This window comes from Parathalassolituus penaei (assembly GCF_026626885.1).
Lineage (GTDB): Bacteria > Pseudomonadota > Gammaproteobacteria > Pseudomonadales > Oceanobacteraceae > Oceanobacter > Oceanobacter penaei.
On sequence record NZ_JAPNOA010000028.1, the window covers coordinates 151,682 to 171,801 of the forward strand.

Below are 20,120 nucleotides of genomic sequence, written 5' to 3' on the forward strand. Positions count from 1 at the left end.
GTAGAAGCTTTCAGGAGGTTGTTCAGGATTCTCTATGTTCGATCGATTTTTTAAAGGTGCAGGGTATTTTTTTCAGGGGCTGGGGCTTTTGAATCAGAAAGGCATTCGTCGTTACGTCTGGGTGCCGGTGCTGATGAATATGGCCTTGCTGGTAATCGCCGTGCGCCTGATACAGGGCTGGTTTGCCAACTGGCAGGGATTTGAACAGGGCTGGTTAAGCTGGGCATCCTGGCTGGTGGTGCCGCTGCTGGTGTTGCTGGTCATAGTGGTATTCGGATATTTCTTCAGTGTGCTTCTGGTGGCCATTGCCAGTCCGTTTTATGGCTTGCTGGCGGGGGAGATAGAGCAACGTCAGGGCGTTGTTGCGGCGGATGAACCACTGTGGCATCTGGTTGGCCGCACCTTTCAGCGTGAATGGAAGAAGATCCTCTATTTTATACCGCGTTATCTGCTGTTGCTGGTGTTGTCGTTTATTCCGTTGCTGAACCTGTTGATGCCGTTTCTGTGGTTTGTGTTCGGTAGCTGGACGCTGGCGTTGCAGTACCGCGACTACAGTCTGGATAACCTCGGTGTATCGTTCCCGGACAGTCGTCAGCAACTGGCCAGGGACCGTTGGGCCGCCGTTGGTTTTGGCGCAGTGGTATCGGTGCTGATGCTGGTGCCGATTCTGAATTGTTTTGTGCCTCCGGCTGCGGTGATTGGCGGCAGCTTGTGGGCGCTGGAGCAACGACGCGAAAAAGCCCTGCCGCAATAGCGGCCGCCAGTGCGTGCTGGCGGGCATGATGGTCGGGACTGGACTAGGCTGATAGCTCAGGCCCGGTTCCGGACCATCCTGACCATTGAGGCGAGGGTTTACATGGCAGAGCTGACTTTCCTGCTGGTTGATGATGCAGCGTTTATCCGCGATCTGGTGAAAAAGGCCGTGCGCAGCGTGTATCCGGGCTGTGAGTTGCTGGAGGCTGTTAATGGCCGCAAGGCGGTCAGCCAGATGAACAGCCATCAGGTCGACGTGGTGTTATGTGACTGGGAAATGCCGGAGATGTCAGGTCTGGAAGTGCTGCAGTGGATGCGCTCTGACGTTCGTTATAGCAAGACTCCTTTTATGATGATCACCAGTCGGGGTGATCGTGATCACGTAGTCGCTGCGGTAGAGGCTGGTGTCAGCGACTATATCGGCAAGCCTTTTACCCGCGATGCGCTTGTGACCAAACTCACCAAGCTGGTCTATCGACATCTGAAAATCAAACCACCAACCGGTGCCGAGGCAGGCCCGGCTGCGATTGCCGGTGATCGCAGTGGTGCATCGGTACTGATGGGAGCGGCGGGTGCCGCTCAGGCACGCCCGGCTCCACGGGTACAGTCGGTTGATATGGCCGCGGCGGCCCCACCATTACTGAAGAAAACGGCTCCCGCCAGGGCTCCGGCTGCGTCGGGAGGACGCACCATGGCACAGGCGACCGTACGTTTCGCGTCGGGCCTGGAAACCGCTCTGGTGATCAAGGATATGAACCTGCAGGAGCTGATCGGCATTTTCCGTCGCGAAGATCTGGTGCCACAGTTGCTGGAACAGGTGGTCGTAGACGTGCTGGACCCTGCGAAAGACTCGGTGGCGCGGGTAAACGGCTTTGTACGCATGATGCAGGCACAGGAGCCACATCCGGATGCCGAGACTATCCAGATCCGCATCCGTTATGTGGATGATGATCCGGACAAGCTCGAAACCCTGTCGCGTTTTATTGCGCGGATGGGGCGTTAAGCAGGCAACGGGCCGGGAAATCGCACAGGAATGTACTGCCTTTGCCGGTCGCGCTGGTGATGCGTAACTCGGCCTGGTGATGGCCCAGTACGTGTTTGACGATGGCCAGTCCGAGACCGGTGCCGCCGGTTTCGGCGTTACGGCTTGGGTCGACCCGATAAAAACGTTCGGTCAGACGCGGAATATGGTGTGGCGCAATGCCAATACCGTTGTCTTCAACACTGAAGCAGCCGTGATCCTGGCTCATGTACCAGCGAATCACCACTTTTCCACCTTCCGGTGTGTACTTGACGGCGTTAAACACCAGATTCGAGAACGCACTGCGTAATTCGTTATAGAAACCGCTGATGTCCTTGTCGCTGTCAATCTGCAGCTCTATCTTGTGGCGACCGCCGCTGAGTGCGACGGCATCGTTATGAATGGCGGTCAGCAGTTCGGATATCTGTACCCGCTTCGGTTTGTCGTTATGGGTGTTTTCGAGGCGCGACAGAATCAGCAGGTCCTTGATGATATTGCCCATCCGGTGGCTCTGTTCATACATTTGCTGCAGCATGCGTTTCCAGCGTGGTGGCAGTGCATCAGCGCCCATTTGCATGGTTTCGATATATCCCGACAACACGGTCAGCGGCGTGCGCAGTTCATGGCTGACGTTGGCGACGAAGTCCTTGCGCATCTGTTCAAGGTGTTTCAGACGGGTCACGTCATGCACCATGATCAACCGATCCTTGCGGCCGAACAGGGTGATATTGAACTGCAGGAACATGTGCGGATTCGCCGGGGAGGTAATCACCAGCGGTTCCTGATACTGGGCCTTGTCGAAGTAATTCTTGAATTCCGGATTACGGATCAGGTTGGTGATGGGCTGGCCAATATCCACCGGTGTGCGCAGGCCAAGATAGCCCTGTGCCGCTTCGTTCCAGAATTCGAGAGCACCGTTGGAGTCGACCATCAGTACAGCATCCTGCAGTGCAGCGGTGGAATCCTGAATGCGGTTGATGATGCTTTGCAGCTGTTGCTGGCTTTTGATGTTTTGCTGGTGACGGCGCTGGGCATCGCTGAACAGCTTGCCCCAGGCGCCCATGGCGTGTGGCAGACGGTTAACCTGTTCCTGGTCGAACCAGCGTTGCATTCGTGCGAGGTGGAGGATGTGCCAGCCGTTGCCGGCGACCAGGAGCAGTATCAGTGCTTCAATGGGATGCCCCAGATAATATCCGAGGCCTGTGCCAGCAATGGTAATCAGAACAAAACGGCGCAGTTCACTGCGCCAGACGGGATACATGTGTTCAGGACGCCTTGGTAGAGAATCGGTATCCAGTACCGCGGACGGTCTGGATCAGGTGCTCGTGAGATGCACCCAGGGCCTTGCGCAAGCGACGAATATGCACGTCTACGGTGCGTTCTTCAACATAAACATTGCCGCCCCAGACCTGATCCAGCAGTTGGGTGCGCGAATAGGCACGCTCCTGGTGGGTCATAAAGAACTGTAGCAGACGATATTCGGTTGGGCCGATTTCCAGCGGTACTTCGTTGGCGGTGACGCGGTGACACACAGGGTCCAGCAGCAGACCGCTAACTTCGATCGGATCTTCAACACCTTGAGGCGTGGTTCGACGCAGCACGGCTTTCAGACGGGCGACCAGTTCGCGTGGTGAGAATGGTTTGGTGATGTAGTCATCGGCACCGGCTTCCAGGCCTTGTACCTTGTTATCTTCTTCACCTTTGGCGGTGAGCATCACAATCGGAATTTCGCTGGTGATGTCGTCGCGTTTGATTCGACGGGCGAATTCAACGCCGCTGGTGCCAGGCAGCATCCAGTCCAGAATCATCAGATCCGGTTTGCGATCGACGATCAGCGAGTGGGCTTCCTGGGTATTGGCGGCTTCCAGGCATTCGTAGCCAGCCATTTCCAGAGCGACAGCGATCATTTCCCGGATCGGCGCTTCATCGTCCACAATAAGAATGGTTTTTCCTGCTTTCGTCATGGTTGCCCGTCACTCAATGGTCATAAACTGGTTTGCCCGGGTATTACACTGACGTAGTGTTACAGAAATGTGACATGCCTGTCCCCCCGTGGGAGACAGACAGGTCTTATTGGCTCATTGAATACCAGTACTGGCCACAATGCCCAGCAGAATGATGAATCCATACCAGTGGCTGAGACGGAATGCGCGGAAACAGTGCATGCGATCACGGCTGCGGATCGACCAGACTTGCCAGCCCATATAAGCACTACCTACCAGCCATGCCAGATAAAACGGCCAGGCCAGCTTGGCAAGGCTCGCCACCAACAGCAGACTGATAGCCGTTAATACGTACAGCAGGCCAATCATCAACAGATCCAGCTCGGCAAACAGCACGGCAGTGGATTTGATACCAATCTTGAGGTCGTCATCGCGATCCACCATGGCGTACATGGTGTCGTAGCCGACCGTCCAGGTCAGGTTGGCGATGTACAGCAGCCAGCAGATGGCCGACAGGGTTTCTGACTCCGCTGCAAACGCCATTGGAATTGCCCATGAAAACGCGGCGCCCAGAAATACCTGCGGCAAATGGGTGTGGCGTTTCATAAAAGGATAAATAGCGGCGAGAATCACGGCGCCAAACGACAGCAGGATGGTCATCAGGTTGGTGAACAGCACCAGTACCAGGCCAGTCAGGCATAACACCACAAAACCGGTGAGTGCTTCTTTCTCACTCAGACGACCCTGGGTCAGCGGACGCTGGCAAGTACGTTCAACATGGCGGTCAACGTGGCGGTCGGCGTAGTCATTAATGACGCAGCCTGCAGAGCGCATCACAAACACACCCAGTACAAAAATTACCAGATTGGCGAACGACGGCGTACCGTCCGCCGCAACCCACAGCGCCCACAACGTAGGCCATAACAGCAGGTAAGAACCGATCGGTTTGTCGAGGCGGGTCAGAAGAACCCAGTCATGCCACTTGGGCCAGAGGCGGTCGAGAGTCCGGGACAGGGACATGGTCATCTCCGGGAATTGCTGTGAATCCGGTGCAGTGGGCGCTGGCTGCGAGAAAAGCCGCTCCACTCACTATTAAAAGCTTCAGTAACCTGCAGTGGCTGGCCCTGAATGGTAAAAATAGAACGTCGTGCCCATTGCTGGCGATGCTGGCCATCGGCTGCCCAGCGATACAGACGCAGGGTAGGACGTTTCATACTGGGCTGACTGAACAGGAAGGTTCCCAATGAACGGTTGCCCAATCGGGTCAGACCACAACGACGCGCCAGCCAGCTGTTGAGCGGCACCACGGTGCGAGCCAGGACAACCTCCTGATCATCAATCAGCAAGGCGACTTCACGGAACCAGACGCTACGGCCATACGTCAGACCCAGATCCCGACATTCCATGGCGCTGGCAAACCCGTAACCCTGTTGCCGAAGTTGTACGCTAAAACGTCCAATGGATTGCAGGCGGCGCGTTAATGACCCTTTGTCTTGCAGCCAGTTTTTCCACAGGCGCGGCACGACCGGGCGGCTACACTGATAACGGTTGCTCCAGCACGGTGCCGACGGGCACAGACGGGAGCGCAGGGAAGTGGCAGGCATGTTTACAGGGTCTTTCGGGAAAAACAGGCGCCGGAGCATGAGGTAAATCGGGAAATCAGGCAAGCAGATGTGTCATCAGGCCTTGCATGGATTGATTTTGTTGGTGCTGATAAGTAGCTTTAGCGCCTCGCGATCATCGCAGGAGAAAACGGATGAAACGTTGGCAATGTGTGGTGTGTGGCTGGATCTACGATGAAGCCGAAGGGGCTCCAGAAGAAGGTATTCCGCCGGGTACCCGCTGGGAAGATGTTCCAGCCGACTTCATCTGCCCGGATTGCGGTGTGGGCAAGGACGATTTCGAGATGATCGAAGTCTGACCACTCTTCGAGCCGTTTGCCCCGGGGCCAATAACGGCCTTATGGGCGGCGGCTTTCTGTACCTGTGACTTCGATGGTCACAACGACCGACCAGGCTGGGCATCAAGCCCGATTTCAACATTAGAGGATGCATGAGAATGCGTAAACCTGAACTGGCAGCAGCGATTGCTGAAAAAACTGATCTGAGCAAAGACAAGGCAGCCGAGATCATCACCATCATCACTGATCGTATTGCCCAGGCTCTGAGCGAAGGCGACAGCGTAAGCCTGATCGGTTTTGGTACTTTTGAAGTACGCGAGCGTGCTGAACGTCAGGGCAAGAACCCACAGACTGGTGAAGCCATTACCATCGCTGCTGCCAAGGTTCCTGCATTCAAGCCTGGTAAAGGCCTGAAGGATGCGGTGCAGTAAGTGAAGGACGCTGCCTGGCTGACCCGTGAATGGGTATCCCGGCTGGTGGTGGGTGAGGGGCTTTGTCCCTTTGCTCACCCGGTTATGCAACAGCTGCGTATCGAGGTCTGTGAACTTGAAGACCTCAATCGGGTAACTGCCCGGTTTATGGAGTTGTTGGGTGAAGTAGCCGATGCTGATCCTGCCCAGCTGCCAACCGCCCTGTTTGTGGCCCCCAACGTGACCCCGGATTTCGATGAATACTGGAACTGGGCCATGATCTGTGACGAACTGCTGTTCCAGATGGGCTACGAAGGACAATTGCAAGTCGCGACGTTCCACCCGAACTATCGCTTTGAAGGTGAAGCGCCGGATGACGCCAGCAACCTGACCAACCGCTCACCATTTCCGATGCTGCACATCATCCGCGAAGCGGATATTGAAAAAGCCCTGGAGTCGGTCGAGTTTCCGGAACGTATTCCGGAGCGCAACCAGCGTCATATGCGACGCTTGGGCACGGACGGCCTGCTGGCCCTGATGCCTGAGCTGGCGGATACCGCCATTTTTCGCAAGACCCTGCCCTGAGCGAGCCTTCAGTAGTTTTAGCCTGATACGCTGTGCGGCCGTCTGACGGTCGTACGGAGTATTCCTCAATACGACGCCAAATTTTCGGTGCGGCTGCTGATTGGCCGGTATTTCAGTTGCCTAACGCCTGAATCAGCTCACTGAGCTCGTTCATATGATCGATCAGCTCATCGCAGCTTTCGGCAACCTGCTCCTCGGTCAGCGCCAGTGCTTCCAGAACATCCGCAGACGGGGTTTCCAGTGGGCCGTCACCATAACCGCGCTGACGCAAGGTTCGTGAGGCTACATAGAGAATATGAGCATATTGGCAATGCTGTTCATGATAGGCCGGATTGTGCTGCTGGCGAATGGCCGTAACCACTTCTGCGGGCATTTGCCACTGCTGTAACAGACAGGCTGCAATCTGTTCACGAGTCAGGCCCAGTAAATGACGCTCAATATAAAAACGGTTGATGTGCGGGTTGGCCTCGATGTGACGGTTGATCAGGGAAAACTGTGGTGGGAACACCTGACCCAGTACCAGAAAACCGAAGTTGTGGAGCAAACCACACAAATAGGCGATGCCGGTATCCGGACGTTTTTTCATCTTGCTGCGACGCGCCAGATCCTGGCTCAATGCCGCTATCAGAACCGCCTGATGCCAGAACGCGATATAACCGGCCGGGCCTTCGCGTGGCACACTCAGTAGTCGTCCCAACGACAACCCCAGCGCCAGATTCATCACCAGATCAAACCCGAGCACGCGGCTGACTGCGTCTTCTACGGAGCGGATTTCACTGCGTGAACGGTAATAAGGGGAGCGCGCCCAGCTGATGATCTGGGCGGTCATGGACGGGTCCAATTCCACGGCGTGTGCCAGCATCACCGCATCGGCATCGGGATCGAGGCGCAGGTCGATAATCCGGCGCGCGGTGTCCGGCAGTGGTGGTAGATCCAGAGTGTCTTGCAGGCGTTGCTGAATGCGCAGCGGCGTGAACTGTTTGACCGCCATATGGATATCGCCGAGATCCGCTGTCGTGGTCTGATGCAGGACATCCTGCTGCAGCGGCGAACTGAAATGGCCAACCAGTGAGTGTTTGGTCAAGGCCCGAAATTGGTCCGAGGGCAGGCGCAGCCAGGTACGATTACGACCCGACTGGATATACAGCTCATCCTGATCCAGCAACGAACGATCGACCAGGCTTTCAATACGGGTCAGCTGTGGCAGCGCCGGAAAGTCATCCAGCCCCAATGCCTGTTTCATGCGCATCAGCTCTTCCGGCGCCAGTGCCGTGAACTGACGACCAAACTGGTGGGCGAGCTGATTGAGATCCAGCAGGCGATTTCCCGGTACCACGACCTGAATCTTGCCGATGCTGTCCTTGAGAAACACGACGCGTGCGGTATTGGCAGCGCTGACGGGGGATCCGGTTGTGTTCATGATTCGCGTGGGTCCTGTTGCCTCAGTCATTGAGTACACCACATTCCATTTGGCCAGCACCTGCTGTACGGAGACCGGTAGTGCCATGGTCGCTCCCTGGAGAAATCGTTAGGTCTTTTCACTATAGACCAGTGCAACAGGTTTGCCGGGAGTCTGCACTCTGAGTGGAGCGGGGTTACACCGCCGCGAAACGTTCGGCGTCTCCCAGCCAGCGTAAAATCAGGGGATCCACCTGATTCCTGTGCTGATACCACAGCTGTTCTGCCATTTCGCGCACCATGGGAATCAGGTCGGCGTCGCGCTGCAGATCGGCCACTCGCAACAGCTGCAGGCCGGTCTGGCGAGTGCCGAGCATTTCACCGGGGCCGCGGATCATCAGGTCCTGCTCGGCGATATAAAAACCGTCCTGACTATCCCGCATCACTTGCAAACGCTGTTTGCTGGTGAAGCCCAGTGGTGTTTTGTAGAGCAAGACACAGCTGCTGCGGACGCTGCCACGGCCCACCCGGCCGCGTAACTGGTGCAGCTGGGCGAGGCCCAGACGTTCGGGGTTTTCGATAATCATCAGGCTCGAATTGGGCACGTCGACACCCACTTCAATAACGGTCGTAGCGACCAGCAAATCCAGCTCATGGGCCTTGAACGCGGCCATTACGGCGGCTTTTTCCGCCGCTTTCAGACGCCCGTGAACCAGCCCGATACGCAGGTGCGGCAAGGATTCACGCAGGTCCTGGGCGGTCAGTTCGGCGGCTTGGCATTGTAACGCTTCACTTTCCTCGATCAGGGTACAGACCCAGTAGGCCTGCGCGCCTTCACGGCAGGCGTTATCGACCCGCATGATGACTTCCGGCCGCCGGGTATCCGGAATCGCAACGGTCTGGATCGGACTGCGCCCCGGTGGCAACTCATCAATAATCGAGGTGTCCAGCTCGGCGTAGGCACTCATGGCCAGTGTGCGGGGAATCGGTGTGGCGGTCATGATCAGCTGATGGGGAGCCAGACCGTCGAGGTGGCCTTTTTCCTTCAGTGACAAACGCTGGTGCACACCAAAGCGGTGTTGTTCGTCGATGATCACCAGTCCCAGGCGCTGGAAGTGAACATCCTGCTGAAACAGCGCATGGGTGCCAATGATCATGCGGGCCTCACCACTGCTGATCTGCTCCAGACTCTGGGTGCGAGCCTTACCACGGCTTTTGCCGCCCAGCCAGGCACAGTTGATTCCCAGTGGTTCAAACCAGCGCCCGAGGTTCACAAAATGCTGCTCGGCCAGAATTTCGGTGGGGGCCATCAGGGCAACCTGAAAACCGGCCTCCAGCACCTGAGCGGCCGCCAGAGCGGCGACCAGGGTTTTGCCGGAGCCAACGTCGCCCTGCACCAGTCGTAACATGGGAAGTGGTTTGGCTAGGTCAACAGCTATCTCTGCGACCACCCGTTGCTGGGCGCCAGTGGGCGTAAACGGCAACCCCCGCAACAGCGCTGCCGGTAATTCACGGGCCGGTGGAATGGCCGGTGCCCCCTGGGCCTGAATGCCGGCACGCAGGCGTTGCATCGACAGCTGGTGGGCCAGCAGTTCTTCCAGAATCAGACGGCGCTGGGCCGGGTGCTGGCCGCTGGCCAGCTGGTGCTGCTGGACACTGGCCGGCGGCCGATGCAGGAACAGCAGGGTTTCTTCCAGCCCCGGCAAACGCCAGCGTGCCCGCCAGTCGAGTGGTAACAGGTCGGTCATGGGCAGTTCACCGGCTTGCAGCATATCCAGCGCCTGATCCATCAACTGGCGCAGACGCGGCTGGCTGATACCTTCAGTGGCCGGGTAAACCGGCGTCAGGCATGCTTCCGGCAGAGCTTCGTCTCCACTTTCGAGCAGGTGATATTCGGGGTGATAAATCTCCAGACCACTGGCGCCACGGCGGGCTTCGCCATAACAGCGGATCAGGTTGCCAGCCTTGAACTGGTTCTTTTGGGCGGCCGAGAAATGATAAAAGCGCAGGGAGAGGGTGCCGCTGTTGTCGTGTAATTTCACCAGCAGGCTGCGGCGTTTGCCCATGACAATATCGGCACTGCGCACCGCACCTTGTAACACCGCCGACTGGCCTGGTTGGAGGCTGCCGATGGGCACAATGCGACTGCGATCCTCATAACGGAACGGCAGGTGAAACAGCAGGTCAGCAATGCTGTTGATATGCAGACGCTGCAGCTGTTCGGCCAGTTTGGGCCCAACTCCCTTGAGACGAGTCAGGGCCAGCGGCTCGGCGGCGTTTATGGTTGAACCCGGCATTGGCGTGCGGTATCCAGCAACAGATCAACGGCCTGACCACGCGGGAAGCTGGCACGCCAGGCAAGGGCAACGGTACGGTAAGGTGCCGGACTGGCAAATGGTCGGGTAATCACCAGATTGAGATCGAGGTTACTGACCGCTGATTCTGGCAGTACGGTAATCCCAAGCCCCGAGGCCACCATGTATTTGAGGGTTTCCAGCGAGCTGCCTTCGGTCACACTGCCGAGACGGGTGTGATGACGACGGGCCAGCGCCGGGCAGTGTTCGAACACCTGATCGCGGAAGCAGTGACCTTCACCCAGCATCAGCAGGTCTTCATCGGCCAGCTGTTCAGGTTCGATGGTTTCCTGATTTTTCCACGGATGGTTTTTTGGCATCACCACCACGAAGTTTTCGTCGTACAGCGGGCGGGTCAGTACGTCGGGCTCGGTGAATGGCAGCGCCACAATAATGGCGTCGAGTTCACCGTCGCGCAGCTGGCGACGCAGCACACCGGTGTAGTTTTCTTCCAGATACAGCGGCATGGTGGGCGCGCGCTGGTGAATTTGTGGCACCAGATGCGGGAACAGATACGGGCCGATGGTAAAGATAGCGCCGATTTTTAACGGCGAGCTCAGCTGGTCCTTACCGGCGTTAGCCAGCTCACGTATAGTACGGGCTTCTTCCAGTACGCGTTGAGCCTGGGCCACGATTCGTTCGCCCATTGGCGTGACCGCAACCGAACTCTTGCTGCGTTCAAAAATGGCGATGTCCAGTTCGCTCTCGAGTTTCTTGATGGCCACACTCAGCGTTGGTTGGCTGACAAAACATTTTTCGGCCGCCCGGCCAAAATGCTTTTCCTGCGCCAGAGTCACAATGTATTTGAGCTCGGTCAGCGTCATGATTGTCTGCCTGTATGGTGGTCTATGATCCGATTTAGCTTACCTATGATTCGGCGTGAGTGAAAGCGCACTCAGTGCTGCGTTTTGACGCTGGCTCTGAAATACCTCCACAAGCTGTCGGATGTTCGGTAAGGCGTTGACTGAACCGCTATTCTGATAACAATGGTGGGGCCGGGCAGCCCGGTTCTGGAATTCAGGAGATTCTGATGGCACGTATTCTGATTGTGGGTGCGGGCGATGTAGGCGGTAATCTGGCCGCCTGTCTGAGTGGCAAGGGTCATGAAGTCTGGGGTGTGCGACGCACTGCCCAGACCTCGGCGGACGGTACGTGCTGGTTACAAGCCGACGTGACCAATCCGGAAACTCTGGTGAATTTGCCAGTGGCCTGTGATGTGGTGGTGTACAGCGTAGCGTCTCCGGTGTTTTCCAAAGAGGGTTACCACGCCTATTACTATCAGGGCCTGTGTAACGTGCTGGCGGCTCTGCAAGGCCCGGCGCCGAAGCGGGTGATTTTTGTATCGAGCTCCAGTGTTTATCACCAGACTGGTGGTGAATGGGTCGACGAAACCTCGCCAACCGAACCAACTTCCTTTGCGGGCAAGGAAATGCTGGCCGCCGAACAGGCGTTGCTGAAGCACGAATTCCCTGGCACATCCGTGCGTTTTACCGGTATTTACGGCCCTGGCCGTAACCGTCTGATTGAGCAGGCGCGCCATGGTGGTCATTGTGATCCGGAGCCACCAATCTGGACCAACCGTATTCACCGTGATGACTGCGTGGGCGTGCTGGATCTGATCATCAGCAAGGTACTCGCCGGTGAGCCGGTGGATGACCTCTATCTGGCCACCGATAACGAACCGGCACCGCTGTTTGATGTGCTGGAATGGTTAAAAGACCGTATTGGTGACGTTGATCCCGACCACGACATGCCGGAAACCTCGCGCCGCGCCAACCGTCGTTGCAGCAACAAACGCCTGCTGCAGCTGGGTTACCAGTTCCGCTTTAATCATTACCGCGAAGGTTACGATGTGCTGCTGACTGAAATGGGAATCGACTGACCCTGATCCTCTGTTTCGCACGCATAAAAAAACCGGTTGTGTTGCCACAACCGGTTTTTTTGTTTTCAGGCCAGAACGTCTCAGTCGACGATCAGGATGCCGTCCATTTCAACCGCCGCACCACGTGGCAGCTGGGCTACACCAATAGCAGCACGCGCCGGGTAAGGCTGTTCGAAGTATTCCGCCATGATGCTGTTAACGGTGGCGAAGTTGGACAGGTCGGTCATGAAGATATTCAGCTTGGCAATCTGCTGCAGGGAGCCGCCAGCGGCTTCACACACAGCGCTCAGGTTACGGAACACCTGATGAATTTCGGCTTCGATACCGGAAGCCATTTCCATGGTGGCCGGAATCAGAGGGATCTGACCAGACAGGTAAACGGTGTTGCCTACCTTGACGGCCTGAGAGTAGGTGCCAATGGCGGCTGGTGCGTTTTCAGTAGCAATGATTTCGCGGGACATGCTGATTCCTTGACGATCCGTTAGTGTTTGATACGGGTGATACGAATAACCCCGTTGAGCAGACGCAGCTTGCGGATAACGCGGGCCAGATGTTTACGACCACGGACACTGAGTTTCAGATGAAACACGCTGGTCCGGGCGTCACGTTCTTCCATACTGATCTTGTCGATACTGGCATCAGCAAGGTTAATGGCACCGGCGAGGTCGGCAATACTGCTGCGACGAACTTCCATGTACACCTTGAGGCTGACCGGAAATTCGTTCTCAGTATTTTTATCCCAACTCAGGGTTACGCACTTTTCCGGATTGTGCCGGAATTCTTCCATATTGCGACATGCTTCGGTATGAACCACCAATCCCTTGCCGGTACTGACGTGGCCAATGATCGGATCACCCGGAATTGGCGAACAGCAACGGGCAAAACTCACCACCAGACCTTCTGTGCCCTTGATGGCCAGATCTTCTTCACCAACGCTGTCGCCATTGGCTGGCAAGCTGCTGCCGGTCAGGCGACGCGCCAGCAGCGGTGCCAGGCGATTGCCGGTACCGACATCTTCGAGCAGGTCATCGAGGGTTTTCAGGCCGGTTTCGGTCAGAACCTGGGTCAGCAGCTCCGGACGGACGTCGTCGAGGGATTTGCTGAAGGCACTGAGGGCCTTGTTGACCAGACGTTCGCCCAAAGCGCGGGACTCGGAATGACGCTGGTTCTTGAGGTAACTGCGAATGTTGGAGCGGGCCTTGGACGACGCTACGAAGTTGAGCCAGGCCGGGTTCGGCTGGGCATTCGGCGCGGTCACAATCTGCACGGTCTGGCCGCTTTGTAGCTTGGAGCTGAGCGGTGACAGCTGGCGATCAATACGGCAGGCAATACACTGGTTGCCGACATCGGTGTGTACCGAGTAGGCAAAGTCGATCGGCGTGGAGCCGGCCGGCAGGGTCATGATCTTGCCTTTTGGTGTGAACACGTAGATTTCGTCCGGGAACAGGTCGACTTTTACGTGCTCAACAAATTCGAGTGGACTGCCCGCATTCTTCTGCAGTTCCAGCAGGTTCTGAACCCACTGGCGAGCACGCTGGGAACCGCTGGCCTGGTCGGATTCCGACTTGTAGAGCCAGTGCGCGGCAATACCGTAGTTGGCCATGGCATCCATTTCCTCGGTACGGATCTGGATTTCAATGGGCACATTACCGGCGTTGAACAGCGTGGTGTGCAGAGACTGGTAACCATTGGCCTTGGGAATGGCAATGTAGTCCTTGAAGCGGCCGGTCAGAGGCTTGTACAGCGCGTGCATGACACCAAGGATGCGGTAACAGGTATCAACGCTGTCGGTGATGATGCGGAAGCCGTAAACATCCATGATTTCATCGATGTCTTTTTTCTTCGAACGCGCCATCTTGCTGTAGATGCTGTACAGGTGTTTCTCGCGTCCTACCACCCGGGCCTGGATGCCACATTCGGCCAGACGGTTACGAATGCTGTTGGCGATCTGGCTGATAAATTCGATGTGACGACCACGGTGATGACGAACGGCCTTGCGGATCAGGTCAGAGCGCATGGGGTGCATGGCTTCAAAACACAGATCTTCCATCTCGACGCGCATGGCGTTGAGGCCAAGACGGTTGGCAATCGGGGTATAGATATCGAGGGTTTCGCGGGCGATACGGCGACGTTTGTCAGGGCGCAGGGAGCCGAGGGTGCGCATGTTGTGCATGCGGTCGGCGAGTTTGACCAGAATAACGCGGATGTCTTTGGCCATCGCCATCGCCATCTTCTGGAAGTTTTCGGCCTGCTGTTGCTCTTTGTCTTCGAAGTGGATGTTGGTGAGTTTCGACACACCATCCACCAGATCGGTGACTACATCACCAAACTGTGAAGCCAGAGCCTGTTTGGGAACACCGGTATCCTCGATCACATCATGCAGCATGGCGGCCATCAGACTCTGATGATCGAGGTGCATATCGGCGAGGATACTGGCTACCGCCAGCGGGTGAATAATATAGGGTTCACCACTACGACGGCGTTGGCCGTCGTGAGCCTGTTCGGCGTAATAATAGGCACGCCGAACCTGCTGTATCTGCTGCGGTGTCAGATATTGGGCCAGGCGTTCGGACAAGGCATCCAGTGTAGGCATGGTAGCGTCCTCCCGTTATGACCCGGATGGATCAGTAACGATCGCGGGCAGCTTCTTCCTGGGCGGCTACAGTCGCTGGAGTAACCAGCTCAGCAGCGATTTCGCGCAGGGCGATAACGGTTGGCTTGTCGTTCTCTTCCGGAACCAGTGCTTCTGCACCACCAACGGCCAGTTGGCGAGCACGTTTGGTAGCCAGCATGACCAGCTCAAAACGGTTATCAACGTTAGTCAGACAATCTTCGACGGTTACGCGTGCCATAAGGGTTCCGTATTGTTGAATTCGGTGGACCGGAAATACTACCTGATATTGGCTGAATTGGAAGTCCGGTTTGGTGCCAGTTGTCGTGTTGTCACTCTTTGACTCTCGAATTCCGGCCAGGTTTTGTCAGTACGGGTAAAAGTACGAAAAGTGAGCGCCGGGGGAGTTGCTGAGGCTGACAGTGGCTGCGATAAGCCCGGAAGGTAACCGTCTGTGGGCGGTTGCCGGTTTGCCTCACCCTGACATTATGGCAACTCCCGGAGCGTTATGCCCATGAACAAACTATTCCAACAGCCCGCCCAGAGGCTGATGCAACGCCGGCGTTTTTTAACCCTGGCAGGCCGCTATTTGCTGGCCACCCCGTTATTGTCGTTACCCGCTTGCGGCGGATCGTCGGGTTCATCGGTGGTGTCGTCGACATCCGATAGCAGTAGCGATACCTCAACCGACACCGACAGCTCAACCGATACCAGTACGGATACCTCCAGCTCGGGCTGGGCCACCGGTGGTACCTCGTCGATATCCGTGGAGTACGAGAATCCCTTTGCCGACGGCAATGGGGATGTCTGTGTGCTGACCGAAGCGACCACTGAAGGCCCCTGTTACTCCGGCACAGAAGACCGTGAGGATATTTCCGAAGGTCGTGACGGTTTGCCGCTGCGTTTGTGTTTCCGCATCGTCGACAGCAACTGCGAACCGGTGGAAGGTGCCATTCTGGATATCTGGCATTGCGACCCGTACGGGGTGTATTCCGGTGATGACATGACCGCGGTGAATTTCTGCACCGGTGGTGACAGTTATTACACCAGCAATAACTTTTTCCGTGGCCGTCAGACCAGTGATGCCGATGGCCTGGTGTGGTTCAGCACCTGTTTCCCTGGCTGGTATGCTAGCCGTGCCGTGCATATTCACTTCAAGGTGATGGTTGGCAGCCGCACCTGGGTAACCTCGCAGGTGTGTTTTGATGACAGTCTGTGTGACGAGATTCTGGCCAACGAGCCGGTGTACAGCAGCCATGGCGAGCCGGATACCCATAACTATGACGATACGGTGTTTCCGTCGTCGGGTTATGAGGAGTACATGATGTCGACCGAGCAGATGAGTGATGGCTCGATGCTGGCCTGGAAGGCGCTGATGATTAACGCCTGACACTGAAACACAACAGCCGTGGTTATTTCTGAATAACCACGGCTGTTTTTTGTTCGATCACCAAAAGGCGGGGTGATTACTCCGCCAGCAGGCCTGCCAGTGTATCGGCGTGACGTACCTGTTGGGCCTGCAGACGGTGACGACGGGCGATCACAATGGACTGCAACTCCAGCAGGGTGTTGTCGAAGTTGTCGTTGATGATCAGGTAATCGTATTCGCCGTAGTGGCTCATCTCGGAACGGGCATCACGCATACGGCGTTCGATGGTGGATTCATCGTCCTGACCACGACCTTGCAGACGCTGACGCAGGGCTTCGATCGACGGTGGTGCAATAAACACCGAGACCGCATCCGGCATCAGACGACGTACCTGCTGGGCACCCTGCCAGTCGATTTCCAGAATCACATCACGGCCAGCGGCCAGTTCGGACTCAACCCAGCGCTGCGAAGTACCGTAGAAGTTATCAAACACCTGGGCATGTTCCAGAAACGCGCTTTCACCCACCATGGTCTGGAATTCTTCAACGCTGACAAAGTGATAGGCGACGCCATCCACTTCGCCCGGACGCGGTTTGCGAGTGGTGTGGGAAACCGATACACCAATGTGTGGAGTGGATTTCAGCAGAGCTGTCACCAGGCTGGTCTTGCCGGCACCGGACGGGGCGGAAAAGATAAACAGGGTACCAATCATGGCGAGCCTACCTCAGGAATCAGAAAAAACAGGGGCGGTAGTATAGCGAACTTTCGCGCCCGGCTCAGCTGGTGGGCGCACCCAGCCACCACACCAGCGCACTGACCAGCAGGGATACCGGCATCGACAGCAGGATCATCATCGCCACTTCAGCCGCCGGGCCCTTGTAACGCACCGTCAGCATGTAGCTGATCACCGCCATTGGCATGGCGTGTTGTACCAGTATGGTCTGTTTTTCAACAGCTGTCAGAGGCAGCCACCAGACCACTGACAAGGCCACCAGAACCCCGGCTACGGGGCGCCATACCGAAAACAGCAGGGCACGGCTGAGCATCGAGCGATCGGTCATGGTCAGCTGTGCCAGTGAGTGGCCGAGCATCATCAGCATGATGGGCAGGGTAATGCCGCCAAGCATCTGCACGGTTTTCATTACCGGCGCGGGCAGTTGCAGGTTGAACGTCATCAGGATGGCACCGGCGATCAGCGCCAGCACCGGGCCGTTGTGCAGTATCTGGCGCGGCGCAAAACCGCCCGACATACAGCCAACCCCAAGGGTGAAATGGCTGATCTGCACCACCGACGAAATCACCACCGCTGCCGCCAGACCTTCGTTACCAAACAGTGCGTAACAGACCGGAATGCCGAGGTTGCCGGTGTTGGGGTTCACCAGTGGCGGCAGGTAATAACGCGGGCTGTGGCCCAGCAAGCGCAGGAACCCCCAGGTGACCAGAGCCATCAGCGCCAGAATCAGCACCGTGGTGCCAATCAGTTTACCCATACCCAGCACGTCCATATTCATGGTCAGCACCGAGTTCAGCAGCAGCGCCGGTACACCAATACTCGACACCATGGTGCCCAGTGAGGGGTTGGATAACCAGTCGGTTTTGCGGCTGAGCACAATCCCCAGCAGGATCAGCAGAAAGACCGGTGTGAGGGCGCTCAGCAAGGATTGCAGCATGGTAACAGCATCAGACCAGAAGACAGGAACAACAGCCGCCGGGCTGGCAAAGAGCCCGACTGGCAATCAACAGGGTATTACAGCGGCCGGATTACACCGGTTGGGTGGCCACCACGGACGGGCGTTCGGCAAAGCGGTTTACCGCCGCCTGCAGCGCCGGGTAGGTATTAAAATCCAGCAGCTGGCGGAAACGTGCCCAGTCGTACAGGCAGATCAGGCAAATGGTTGGGTAATGCCAATCATCAAAGGCACCGGTGCGGGCGGTTTCTTCCAGCCAGGCGAGGCTGTCGGTAATCCGTTCGCGTTGCAGGGTAAACATCAGGCGATCTTCCTGTACCGGCAGGTCGGAACGTTTGCCCATCAGCAATACCACCAGCGAGTCACAGACAGCGTCAATCACACTGATCTGGTTGTACTGATCAATGGAGAGATCTGGCAGGCCGAGGGTGCGGGACAGATGCAGTTGAATGGTGTGGGAGTCAAAAATGCGCTGGCCGTGGTCATCCAGTACCGGCATCTTGCGAATCGGCGTAATGGCGGCAAACAGGGCGCGGGTATCCGGCTTGAGAACATCCACTTCACGTAGTTCGTAGTCGATATTTTCCAGCAACAGACGAATGCGGCGGACAAAGGGAGAGGCCAGGGAACCGTATAACACACGCGACATTGTTCAACTCCTTCGACAAGACGACAGAAGTGACCACTGTGCCTGTGTTACAGGCCGCCCGTAAAGGGCGACCTGTGCAAAAGTGCGTTGGCAAAAATCGGGAAAGACAACGCACCTACATCGTTCTATCGGTCGTTCTATCGGTCGTTCGATCAGCCGGCGACGGCTGCTTTTACCAGTTCGCTCAGGCTGGTGGTCGGACGACCAATCAGCTGGCTCAGGGTTTTGCTGTCATCAAACAGGCCGCCATGGCTGGCACCGGTGTCGGACTCGGCCAGCAGGGTGGCCAGGAAGTCAGGCAGACCGGCATCCAGCAGCGCTTTGGTGTAAGCCTCTTGTGGCAGGTTCTGGTACGCCACCGGTTTGTCGGCCGCGGCAGCAATGGCAGCGGCGAATTCAGTCAGGCTGTAGGACTCGTCACCGGCCAGTTCATACACCTTGCCTGCTTGTGGTTCGCTGCTGGTCAGAACGGCAGCAGCAGCGGCGGCGTAATCGGCACGGGCAGCGGAGGCGATACGGCCATCGTTGGCACAACCCAGTACCACGCCGTATTGCAGGGCAACCGGTACGCTGGCCAGATAGTTTTCGGTGTACCAGCCGTTACGCAGGATCACGGCCGGAATACCGGCTTCGGCAATCGCTGCTTCGGTCTGTTTGTGTTCGAGTGCCAGTGGCAGCGGGCTGCTATCGGCTTTCAGAATGCTGGTGTAGGCGAGCAGACCCACACCGGCTTGTTTGGCGGCGGCAATCACGTTCAGGTGTTGGGTGTAACGCTGGCCCACTTCGCTGGAGGAAATCAGCAGTACCTTGTCGGCACCGGCAAACGCCGCTTCCAGGGTTTCCGGACGGGTGTAGTCCGCTTCTTTAACGGTTACACCCAGCGCCGCCAGATCAGCCGCTTTGGATGGGGTGCGCACGGCTGCCACGATGTCGCTGGCAGGTACGGTTTTCAGCAGTTCGTTAATAACCAGTTGGCCCAGTTGGCCGTTCGCGCCGGTAACTACAATCATGATCAGACTCCCGTTTGGGTGATGGGTATTGGTAGTGAATGACAACAGGCTACTACCCATGCTAACTTTTAGTAAGTAAATACAGAAAGGTAAGTATGAAAATGTCGGTCAACGTCACGATTCCTGTCTCCGAAGCGGAAACCCTGACCGAGCGGTTGCGGCGTGGCAACCTGTTCGCAGGTCCTTGTCCTTCAAGGGATATTTTAAAAAACGTCAGCAGCCGTTGGGGGGTGCTGATCCTGATTTCATTGCGCGATGGAACACACCGATTCAGCGAACTCCGTCGTCGTATTGGTGGTGTCAGCGAAAAAATGCTGGCCCAGAGCCTGCAAGCACTGGAAGCCGACGGCTTTGTGCAACGTATTGCTTACCCGGTGGTGCCGCCGCATGTGGAATACAGCCTGACAACCAGTGGAGAAGAGATTGCGCGGCTGGTGGCGGCGCTGGCAGACTGGATTGAGGTGCGGGTGCCGGAGGTGATGACGCATCGGGCGGAGTTTGAAGAGCGCTTGCAGGGCGGGGAGTGAGGGCCGGTTTTCCCGGATAA

At 56.9% G+C, this 20,120-nt stretch carries 22 protein-coding genes; 8 read left to right on the forward strand and 14 right to left on the reverse strand.

Going from position 1 to position 20,120, the window contains the following annotated elements:
* Positions 1-34: 34 nt before the first annotated feature.
* Positions 35-754 carry a sulfate transporter CysZ gene (gene cysZ, locus OUO13_RS10990; RefSeq protein WP_283173934.1) on the forward strand — a complete coding sequence of 240 codons (720 nt, stop codon included), beginning with the start codon at positions 35-37 and terminating at the stop codon, positions 752-754.
* Between the two features lie 102 nt (positions 755-856).
* Complete coding sequence (locus OUO13_RS10995; protein WP_283173935.1) at positions 857-1,756, forward strand: response regulator; 900 nt, start codon at positions 857-859, stop codon at positions 1,754-1,756.
* On the opposite strand, the gene phoR is transcribed toward OUO13_RS10995, so the two are convergent.
* The 4 genes from phoR to OUO13_RS11015 all read right to left on the reverse strand — a co-directional run bounded on the left by phoR (position 1,734) and on the right by OUO13_RS11015 (position 5,321).
* Positions 1,734-3,035: a phosphate regulon sensor histidine kinase PhoR gene (phoR, locus tag OUO13_RS11000; RefSeq protein ID WP_283173936.1), complete on the reverse strand. Its 1,302-nt coding sequence runs from the start codon at positions 3,033-3,035 to the stop codon at positions 1,734-1,736. The two genes, OUO13_RS10995 and phoR, sit on opposite strands and share 23 nt — an antisense overlap.
* Positions 3,036-3,039: 4 nt before the next feature.
* Positions 3,040-3,738, reverse strand: coding sequence for a phosphate regulon transcriptional regulator PhoB (phoB, locus tag OUO13_RS11005; RefSeq protein ID WP_283173937.1), 699 nt, complete (start codon positions 3,736-3,738; stop codon positions 3,040-3,042).
* Between the two features lie 114 nt (positions 3,739-3,852).
* Entirely contained in the window at positions 3,853-4,737 is an 885-nt protein-coding gene (gene ubiA / locus OUO13_RS11010; protein WP_283173938.1) for a 4-hydroxybenzoate octaprenyltransferase, read from the reverse strand.
* 2 nt (positions 4,738-4,739) lie between these two features.
* Positions 4,740-5,321 carry a chorismate--pyruvate lyase family protein gene (locus tag OUO13_RS11015; protein ID WP_283173939.1) on the reverse strand — a complete coding sequence of 194 codons (582 nt, stop codon included), beginning with the start codon at positions 5,319-5,321 and terminating at the stop codon, positions 4,740-4,742.
* Positions 5,322-5,473: 152 nt separating this feature from the next.
* Here OUO13_RS11015 and OUO13_RS11020 point away from each other — a divergent pair, with 152 nt between their 5' ends.
* The 3 genes from OUO13_RS11020 (at position 5,474) to OUO13_RS11030 (ending at position 6,612) form a co-directional block, all read left to right on the forward strand.
* Entirely contained in the window at positions 5,474-5,638 is a 165-nt protein-coding gene (locus OUO13_RS11020) for a rubredoxin (RefSeq protein ID WP_283173940.1), read from the forward strand.
* Between the two features lie 137 nt (positions 5,639-5,775).
* Positions 5,776-6,048 (forward strand): HU family DNA-binding protein, encoded by a 273-nt coding sequence (locus tag OUO13_RS11025; protein ID WP_283173941.1) that lies wholly within the window; start codon positions 5,776-5,778, stop codon positions 6,046-6,048.
* Complete coding sequence (locus OUO13_RS11030) at positions 6,049-6,612, forward strand: DUF1415 domain-containing protein (protein ID WP_283173942.1); 564 nt, start codon at positions 6,049-6,051, stop codon at positions 6,610-6,612.
* 112 nt (positions 6,613-6,724) lie between these two features.
* Here OUO13_RS11030 and OUO13_RS11035 read toward each other — a convergent pair whose 3' ends face one another.
* The 3 genes from OUO13_RS11035 to OUO13_RS11045 form a co-directional block, all read right to left on the reverse strand.
* On the reverse strand, positions 6,725-8,032 hold the full coding sequence (locus OUO13_RS11035) for an HDOD domain-containing protein (protein ID WP_283173943.1): 1,308 nt from the start codon (positions 8,030-8,032) through the stop codon (positions 6,725-6,727).
* A 175-nt stretch (positions 8,033-8,207) separates the two neighbouring features.
* On the reverse strand, positions 8,208-10,307 hold the full coding sequence (recG, locus tag OUO13_RS11040; RefSeq protein WP_283173944.1) for an ATP-dependent DNA helicase RecG: 2,100 nt from the start codon (positions 10,305-10,307) through the stop codon (positions 8,208-8,210).
* Entirely contained in the window at positions 10,289-11,188 is a 900-nt protein-coding gene (locus OUO13_RS11045) for a hydrogen peroxide-inducible genes activator (RefSeq protein ID WP_283173945.1), read from the reverse strand. The genes recG and OUO13_RS11045 overlap by 19 nt, the downstream gene beginning before the upstream one ends.
* A gap of 206 nt (positions 11,189-11,394) precedes the next feature.
* On the opposite strand from OUO13_RS11045, the gene OUO13_RS11050 reads away from it, so the two are divergent.
* Entirely contained in the window at positions 11,395-12,246 is an 852-nt protein-coding gene (locus OUO13_RS11050) for an SDR family oxidoreductase (RefSeq protein ID WP_283173946.1), read from the forward strand.
* 80 nt (positions 12,247-12,326) lie between these two features.
* Here OUO13_RS11050 and OUO13_RS11055 read toward each other — a convergent pair whose 3' ends face one another.
* Genes OUO13_RS11055 through rpoZ form a run of 3 tightly spaced genes read right to left on the reverse strand, consistent with a single transcriptional unit; the run spans position 12,327 to position 15,098 of the window.
* Positions 12,327-12,707 (reverse strand): RidA family protein, encoded by a 381-nt coding sequence (locus OUO13_RS11055; RefSeq protein ID WP_283173947.1) that lies wholly within the window; start codon positions 12,705-12,707, stop codon positions 12,327-12,329.
* 20 nt (positions 12,708-12,727) lie between these two features.
* Positions 12,728-14,839, reverse strand: coding sequence for a bifunctional GTP diphosphokinase/guanosine-3',5'-bis pyrophosphate 3'-pyrophosphohydrolase (gene spoT, locus OUO13_RS11060; protein ID WP_283173948.1), 2,112 nt, complete (start codon positions 14,837-14,839; stop codon positions 12,728-12,730).
* Positions 14,840-14,870: 31 nt separating this feature from the next.
* Positions 14,871-15,098 carry a DNA-directed RNA polymerase subunit omega gene (gene rpoZ, locus OUO13_RS11065; RefSeq protein WP_283173949.1) on the reverse strand — a complete coding sequence of 76 codons (228 nt, stop codon included), beginning with the start codon at positions 15,096-15,098 and terminating at the stop codon, positions 14,871-14,873.
* A 309-nt stretch (positions 15,099-15,407) separates the two neighbouring features.
* Here rpoZ and OUO13_RS11070 point away from each other — a divergent pair, with 309 nt between their 5' ends.
* Entirely contained in the window at positions 15,408-16,247 is an 840-nt protein-coding gene (locus OUO13_RS11070; RefSeq protein ID WP_283173950.1) for a dioxygenase family protein, read from the forward strand.
* Positions 16,248-16,323: 76 nt separating this feature from the next.
* Here OUO13_RS11070 and gmk read toward each other — a convergent pair whose 3' ends face one another.
* The 4 genes from gmk to OUO13_RS11090 form a co-directional block, all read right to left on the reverse strand.
* Positions 16,324-16,938, reverse strand: a complete 615-nt coding sequence (gmk, locus tag OUO13_RS11075) for a guanylate kinase (protein WP_283173951.1) — start codon at positions 16,936-16,938, stop codon at positions 16,324-16,326.
* A 64-nt stretch (positions 16,939-17,002) separates the two neighbouring features.
* On the reverse strand, positions 17,003-17,896 hold the full coding sequence (locus OUO13_RS11080) for an AEC family transporter (protein WP_283173952.1): 894 nt from the start codon (positions 17,894-17,896) through the stop codon (positions 17,003-17,005).
* A 91-nt stretch (positions 17,897-17,987) separates the two neighbouring features.
* On the reverse strand, positions 17,988-18,563 hold the full coding sequence (locus OUO13_RS11085) for a glutathione S-transferase family protein (protein ID WP_283173953.1): 576 nt from the start codon (positions 18,561-18,563) through the stop codon (positions 17,988-17,990).
* Between the two features lie 152 nt (positions 18,564-18,715).
* Positions 18,716-19,573 (reverse strand): SDR family oxidoreductase, encoded by an 858-nt coding sequence (locus OUO13_RS11090; protein WP_283173954.1) that lies wholly within the window; start codon positions 19,571-19,573, stop codon positions 18,716-18,718.
* Between the two features lie 95 nt (positions 19,574-19,668).
* Here OUO13_RS11090 and OUO13_RS11095 point away from each other — a divergent pair, with 95 nt between their 5' ends.
* On the forward strand, positions 19,669-20,100 hold the full coding sequence (locus OUO13_RS11095; protein ID WP_346429351.1) for a winged helix-turn-helix transcriptional regulator: 432 nt from the start codon (positions 19,669-19,671) through the stop codon (positions 20,098-20,100).
* Positions 20,101-20,120 lie beyond the last annotated feature (20 nt).